The sequence below is a fragment of the Paenibacillus sp. VTT E-133291 genome (assembly GCF_002264395.1).
GTDB lineage: Bacteria > Bacillota > Bacilli > Paenibacillales > Paenibacillaceae > Paenibacillus_AQ > Paenibacillus_AQ nitricinens.
The window spans coordinates 50,688-57,571 of record NZ_NFVA01000043.1 but is presented as its reverse complement, the minus strand read 5'-3'; the positions used below and the strand labels follow the sequence as shown (position 1 = coordinate 57,571).

6 protein-coding genes are annotated in these 6,884 nt (G+C 40.3%); 4 read left to right on the top strand and 2 right to left on the bottom strand.

Annotated elements, in window-relative coordinates; translation table 11 throughout:
• Positions 1-120: 120 nt before the first annotated feature.
• The 4 genes from CA598_RS17725 to paiA all read left to right on the top strand — a co-directional run bounded on the left by CA598_RS17725 (position 121) and on the right by paiA (position 3,609).
• Complete coding sequence (locus CA598_RS17725; RefSeq protein ID WP_094877327.1) at positions 121-1,008, top strand: carbohydrate ABC transporter permease; 888 nt, start codon at positions 121-123, stop codon at positions 1,006-1,008.
• A gap of 1 nt (position 1,009) precedes the next feature.
• On the top strand, positions 1,010-1,840 hold the full coding sequence (locus CA598_RS17720) for a carbohydrate ABC transporter permease (RefSeq protein WP_094877326.1): 831 nt from the start codon (positions 1,010-1,012) through the stop codon (positions 1,838-1,840).
• 765 nt (positions 1,841-2,605) lie between these two features.
• Complete coding sequence (locus tag CA598_RS17715; protein ID WP_094877325.1) at positions 2,606-3,058, top strand: MarR family winged helix-turn-helix transcriptional regulator; 453 nt, start codon at positions 2,606-2,608, stop codon at positions 3,056-3,058.
• Between the two features lie 32 nt (positions 3,059-3,090).
• Complete coding sequence (paiA, locus tag CA598_RS17710) at positions 3,091-3,609, top strand: spermidine/spermine N(1)-acetyltransferase (RefSeq protein WP_094877324.1); 519 nt, start codon at positions 3,091-3,093, stop codon at positions 3,607-3,609.
• Between the two features lie 115 nt (positions 3,610-3,724).
• On the opposite strand, the gene CA598_RS17705 is transcribed toward paiA, so the two are convergent.
• Entirely contained in the window at positions 3,725-5,332 is a 1,608-nt protein-coding gene (locus CA598_RS17705; protein WP_094877323.1) for an S-layer homology domain-containing protein, read from the bottom strand.
• Positions 5,333-5,425: 93 nt separating this feature from the next.
• A complete protein-coding gene (locus CA598_RS17700) occupies positions 5,426-6,862 on the bottom strand; it encodes an MDR family MFS transporter (protein WP_094877322.1) in 1,437 nt (478 codons plus the stop codon).
• Positions 6,863-6,884: the final 22 nt, after the last annotated feature.

Genomic DNA, 6,884 nt, shown 5'->3' with positions numbered 1-6,884 from the left:
GTTAGAAGCGGTAGACAAGAAAGCAGTTGAACTACTGGAGAAATCTAAATAGGTCGTATAAATTACAAGGGGCAAAGCGCTTTGCCCCTTGTACATCCTATAAGCTAAAGGTTGTTGCGCATGAACAAACCAAACTTTTTCAAACGAGAAATCAATTATGTTCTGCTTCTGCTTCCTGCCTTACTTATTTATTGTACCTTTTTCATATTTCCGACGATAAAAACTGCTTTATACAGCTTTACAAATTGGTCGGATGTGCATCCAGTTGTTGTAAAATTTGTTGGTATAGACAATTATATCGCTCTATTTAAAGATTCAATCTATTTGACAGGTATTAAAAATACTTTAATCTATGCAGTACTCGCTATGCTCGGACAGAATTTGCTAGCCATTCCATTAGCGGTCTTTCTCAATAAAAGATTAAAAACAAAAAATCTGCTGCGGGCTGCTTTCTTCCTTCCTGCGGTGTTCAGCGTATTAGTTATCGGTTTTCTTTGGAATTTTATGTACTCACCCTCCGACTTCGGCTTGATTAATCAACTTGTAGTTGCTCTTGGCTTTGAACGCATCAATTTTCTCGGAGACCCGCATCTTGCACTCTATTCGGTCATCATCGCCTCCGTATGGCAGTGGGTTGGTTACACGATGGTTATTTATTTGGCCAACTTGCAGAGCATCTCAACAGATTATTATGAAGCGGCGAAGATCGACAGAGCGAACGGGTGGCAATTGTTCCGTTATATCACGCTTCCTCTACTGCTTCCAGCGATCACCTTCAATACGGTTATGGGGATGATAAACGGTATGAAGGTATTTGATATTGTTTATGCCTTGACTGGAGGTGGCCCGGGGTATTCTACTGAAACGATCGTATCACTCATGATCAAAAAAGGGCTCAGTGAAGGTTTCTATAGCTACGGAGCCGCATTCGGAATCGTCTTCGTGATCCTCGTTGGCTTTATCACCTTTCTTCACTTTACACTAATCAAAATGTGGGAGCGGCGGTAATATGAATCGATATACTAAAGGGTCTGCCGTTACTGAAATTCTCTTGATCGTCATAGCCGCGATTTTTTTGATCCCTATTTACTATTTGATCATTACGACTTTTAAGACCCCGGCTGATGCGGTCTCTCATCCAATGGGTCTTCCAGTTAACATCACGTTCGTCAACTACGTTCGCGCTTTTAAGGCAATGAACTACATTCATGTGTTGGGAAACAATCTTATCATTACGATTTCCTCGGTTTCGGGTATTGTTATGTTTTCCGCGATGGCTGCATACAGCTTGGTACGACGCACGAGCCATTTCAATCGGATCGTGTTCCTTTTATTCATGGTTGGGATGATGGTTCCGTATCAAATGGGGATCCTGGCACTTTATAAACAGGTAGCCCAGCTCGGGCTTATGAATTCTCACACGGGTGTTATTCTTATTGAAATTTGTTACAACCTCCCGTTCTCTATCTTTTTAATTAAAAGCTTTATCGGCTCTGCCGTTCCATTTGAACTGGAAGAAGCGGCAAGGGTAGACGGCTGTGGGGTGTGGAGAACATTCTTGCAGATTGTGTTCCCGCTGCTTATGCCGGTAATTGCCACTGTAGCGATCGTGAATACGCTGGGTGTGTGGAATGATTTCATGACGCCGTTGTTGTTCTTGCAATCCCGTTCAAAGGGCGTATTACTCCTAGAAGTATTCCGCAATATTGGGCAATTCTCGACCGACTGGACGAATTTTTTCCCGATGATGCTCTTAGCGGTCGCTCCACTCATCCTGTTCTATATTTTCATGCAAAAATATATCATTAACGGCATCACGTCCGGCTCACTAAAAGGATAAGAGCTTAAAGACATACCATTGGCAACTTAAATTGGTCTTCTGTAGACGGTCTTCTTGAGCCGGTATCGTGACTCGCAAATTTCGCCGTCACTTATGGTTCGCTTCTCCGCACTTTCTCTAAGGGCAAGTTGTAAGGCCATTCCTATACCCGTTTAATGAAGCAGCGAAATATGCGGCATCAAACTAATAACGTGCAGCCCCTGAAATGTGCGCAATCAAATTCGCGATAATCACCCTTCGGTCCACTTCTAATCCCCTTGTATTTAATAAGTAGATGGTCAATCAAAATGTAGGACATTTATCATTTTCGTGACGTAACAACAAGCCCCCTATTCGAGGGGGCATTTTCTTTTTCAGGAGAGATTTAAGAATGAGGATCATCAAGGCACAGCTGGACTTTGACATCCTGCTCCGCGCTGGAGTACTACCGGAGGCACTCCTCCCTATGCTATAACCTATGGGAACATTGTTTCACAAAACTCACCTTAATTAATGAAATACGAAATGCAGACTTTGGCCAGAACGAATTGTTTGCTGATGTAGCTGGAAAACCATTCAATAACGAGGGGACTACCATTTACGCGGTAATACCAAATAGTGAAATACCATGGGCTAGTTTTATATATTTCTAATACTATAGAAGTCATGCTTCACTTTACTCACAATGATTTTATTTATTTTTTATTGCAAATGCAACAAAAATGAGATAAGTTAATACATATTATTTATTGCATTTACAACAAAATACGCGTTAAGGAGTTATTTATGAAGGAAATCCTACGTGAAATTGGAATGATAGCTAGGGCATTAGATTCAATAAGCAATATAGAATTTGCAGAACATGACCTTACAAAAGGGCAATATTTGTACCTTGTTCGAATATGTGAAAACCCAGGAATAATTCAAGAAAAGTTAGCTGAGATGATAAAAGTAGATCGAACAACAGCTTCACGTGCAATTAAGAAATTAGAAATGAATGGATTTATTGAAAAGAAAGAAGACAATCAAAATAAAAAAATAAAAAAACTATTTCCTACAGACAAAGGGGAGACTTTGTACCCTTACATAAAAAGGGAAAACGATCATTCCAATAAGGTCGCATTATCTGGATTCTCTGAGAGTGAAGTAGAAAATATATTTATCTTGCTTCAGAGAGTCAGAAAAAATGTAGAAAAAGACTGGGAGTTAGTCAAAAAAGGAAACAAAAGAGAGTATTGATTATTGACTTAGTAAACGGAGGACAAATAAAAATGACCATAAATATAAAAAGGTGTACGTTTGAAGATTTAGAGTTACTCCAAGAAATTAGTGTTGAAACATTTAACGATACATTTCAGAATCAAAACACACCTGCAATTATGGAAGCTTACTTAGATCATGCTTTTAATTTAAAACAATTAGAAAAAGAATTATTAAATACTTGTTCGGAATTCTATTTTATTTTTTTGAATAAGGAAGTTGCAGGGTATTTAAAGCTAAACTTTAATGATGCCCAATCAGAACAAATGGGTAATGATTCGCTCGAAATCGAGAGAATTTATATCAGGGGAAAATTTCATAAACGTGGACTAGGTAAATACCTGATAAATAAGGCTTTAGACATAGCAAAAGATCAGAATAAAGAAAAGGTTTGGTTAGGCGTTTGGGAAAAAAATGAGAATGCAATTAAATTCTATGAAAAAATGAACTTCGTTCAAACAGGGACTCACTCTTTCTATATGGGTAATGAAGAACAAATAGATTTTATAATGACTAAAACACAGATTTAAAGTGTATCTGTTGGGTGCCGAGCTTTCACTCTAACACGCGGTCGTGGCGCTGTGATAACCAAATACAAAGACTGAATGCCCTAGCAAGATAGCTATATGCATCCAGTCTTTCTTTTTAAAACGTATAATCGTAAAATTTCTCTGCATTACTTACGCTAGACCATATATCTGCGCTTTCTCCACCTATATACCAATAAGCAATTCCGGCTAGATTGTTCTTAACGCTTAAGTCGTATTTTGCTATGAATGAACGGCCATCCTCAATCCAGATCGTGTGCTTTATGGACTGCTTCGAATAGTTGGCCACATATTGTCCTAAAGTCTCATTCCATACGGGTTTCATTCCATAGCTACTAATAATCTGATTTTGCTCCGGAAGCGAGATATACTTTGAAGATGAAACCGTACCATTCGGATTCAATGTCCAGTCACGATTATATAAAGGCAGTGCCAATATAACCTTATGGCTGGGTACGTCCTTTAGTACAGTATCCACTGCATGTTGATCAAAAGGAATAGAAGCATTGGGCCCTGGAAGTTTACTCCCGTCATAATGTTCGTCATAACCCATCATCACCATATAGTTCACTTGCTTACCTAGTGCAGCGTAGTCAAAAGCATCTGTCCAATCTGTTCCAAGATCGGGAGAGACGTCTATCGACAGCGTCGCGTTAAGAGCATGCATTTTCTCAGCTAATAATGTAATGAACGAGGTCAAATACTCACGATCGTCAGGGGCTACATTTTCAAAATCAATGTTTAGTCCATCTAATCTATATTTGCTCACTAAAGCTACTAATTGATTTACTGCCGTATTCCTTGTGACTGCACTCGACAACATTTGATGGGTCGCTTCTTGATCCGATCGATTGCCTACCATCGCCCATATTTTCTTATTATTCTTCTTTGCCCCTGTGATCAGCGAAGCATCCGTTGAATCCGTTACTGCGCCTGTACTTCCTACATAATACCACCGTGGTGATAAGGTGTTAACGTTGGATTTCAGAACCGTATTTTCGTATTGTGCCGTCGTCTGCCCATATTGCCAGCCTATAACGATGCGATCCTCGGGCTCATCTTCAAGTTCTGCTGCCCAACTCTCATTTTGCAGCACTCGGTCCATGAGGACGGCCGTTTCCTGTCTAGTAATAGGATCAGAGGGCCGGAAATTCTTGCGATTATCCCCCTTCATTAAACCCAGATCATTTACAGTAGCAACAGCTGATCTTGCCCAGCTAGCAATTTCATTTCGATCATTGAACGAAGTTAGAGCAGAAGTATGGTTTGTTTGCTTTAAAGCTTTGGCCATCCATACAGCCGCTTCCTGCCTGGTAACTGCTTTTGCTGGCGCGAAAGTAGTTGCCGAAGTTCCGTTAGCCAGCTCAAGCTGAACAGCTGCCTGTATCCAGCCGTAATACCAAGCGCTCTTCACTACGTCGGTATATGGAGAGACTGGACTAACTGTGGGACTTAGCTGTAGCAGACGGTCTAGAACCGTGATGAATTCCGCTCTAGTAATTGATTGAGTAGGTGAAAAGCTTGTCGCCGTTGTGCCGGTTAATATGTTGCGGTGATACAATTCTATGATTTCATTTTTAGCATAACTAGTATCTATATCTTTAAAAGGTGCCTCATCATCAGCCGATATATGTTGAATAAATACTCCAGCTACGAGCACAAAAGCAAGTGTAGTTATAGCAAGTCTAGCTAATATACTTTTCACGGGCTAGAGATTCCCCCTTGGTTATCAATCTTCGAATTATACCAAGGATAGATGCTATAAACATTGCTAAAATATTGGTAGCGTGTGAAAAGATCAGTTTTTCTGTTTACGAAGGAAAAGACTGATTACCATACCACAAAGTGCCAAAGCCATTGAAATTAGAAACGTATCATGAAATCCTGCGACCATCGCTTGAACATCAACACCACCTATATTCGTTTGACTCTTATGAGAAGCAATATTGGATGTCAATAATCCAGACATTATTGCAACGGCAAAGGAACCAATAATTTGTTGAGCGGATGCTGTGAGTGGTGTTACACGGCTAATCAAATCTTTTGGGGCTGCCTTAAGTACATGTGTACCGAGCTGCATAGTAGATAATCCTTGACCTAATCCCATAATGGCGAGATAGCTGATCATAACATATACATTTGTATCATTTTGCAAGCGTGTTAAAAGAAAGAGTCCGGTTGATAACAGCACAAGACCAGAGAATACAGGAAGGCGAGCGCCGTATTTATCGAATAATTTTCCACCGATGATCATGCCGACAAAGGATATTATCGCTTGGGGAATGACCATCAATCCAGATTCGAAAGAAGAAAAACCTCTGACCAGTTGCAAAAATAGAGGGATTAACAGAATCGAGCCAAATAAGGCGAATTGATTAATCCAGGTCAGAATCATACCTTTACTAAATTCAAACGAACGGAAAGAACGAAGCTCCAATAACGGTTCTTTTTGGCGCAGCTCCACAAAAATAAACAGAGTAAGCGTAATGATGGCGAACATAAGAGTAATAAGCGTATATTTGTCACCCCATCCGTCTACTCCCCCTCTGTGAACCCCGAACACCAAGCTAGAGAACGCTAGCGGAGATAAAATCACACCCCAAATATCCAGATTGACCTTTTTCCCTTTCTCTGTAACCGGAAGAAACTTAATGCCAACGATCATCGCAATAAAACCAATCGGAACATTAATAAGGAAAATCCAGTGCCAGCTTGCGTATTCCAACAGCCATCCTGACAGTACAGGGCCCAGCACAGGCGCAATCAACATCGGTAGTCCGAGCAAGCCCATAATAGACCCTCTTTTATCAGGAGGTGCAATTTTGAAAGACATTGCCATGCCGATTGGAGCAATCATCCCTCCTCCTAACCCCTGTATTACGCGAAAAATAATCAGCTCTGTCGGTGACTTTGCCAGTGAGCATAATACGGAACCCATTGTAAACAATACAATTGAAGCTAAAAAGACTCTTTTAGCCGTAAATTTATCCGAAAACCAACCGGCTAATGGGATAACTACAGATAACGCTAGGGTATAACCAGTAATCGCCCACTGAATGGTCTTTAAGCTGGTTGCAAAGGTTTTTTCAAGTTGTGTAATAGCTACGTTCATAATAGTACTGTCGAGCATAACTAATAACATCCCTGTTATTAGTGCCAGAATTACTGGGAGTATTGCCTTTATGGAGAATTCTTTTGTGACTGGCTGGGATATTTTCACTTCTGGATTCATCATGTTCTATACACATCCTCTTAGA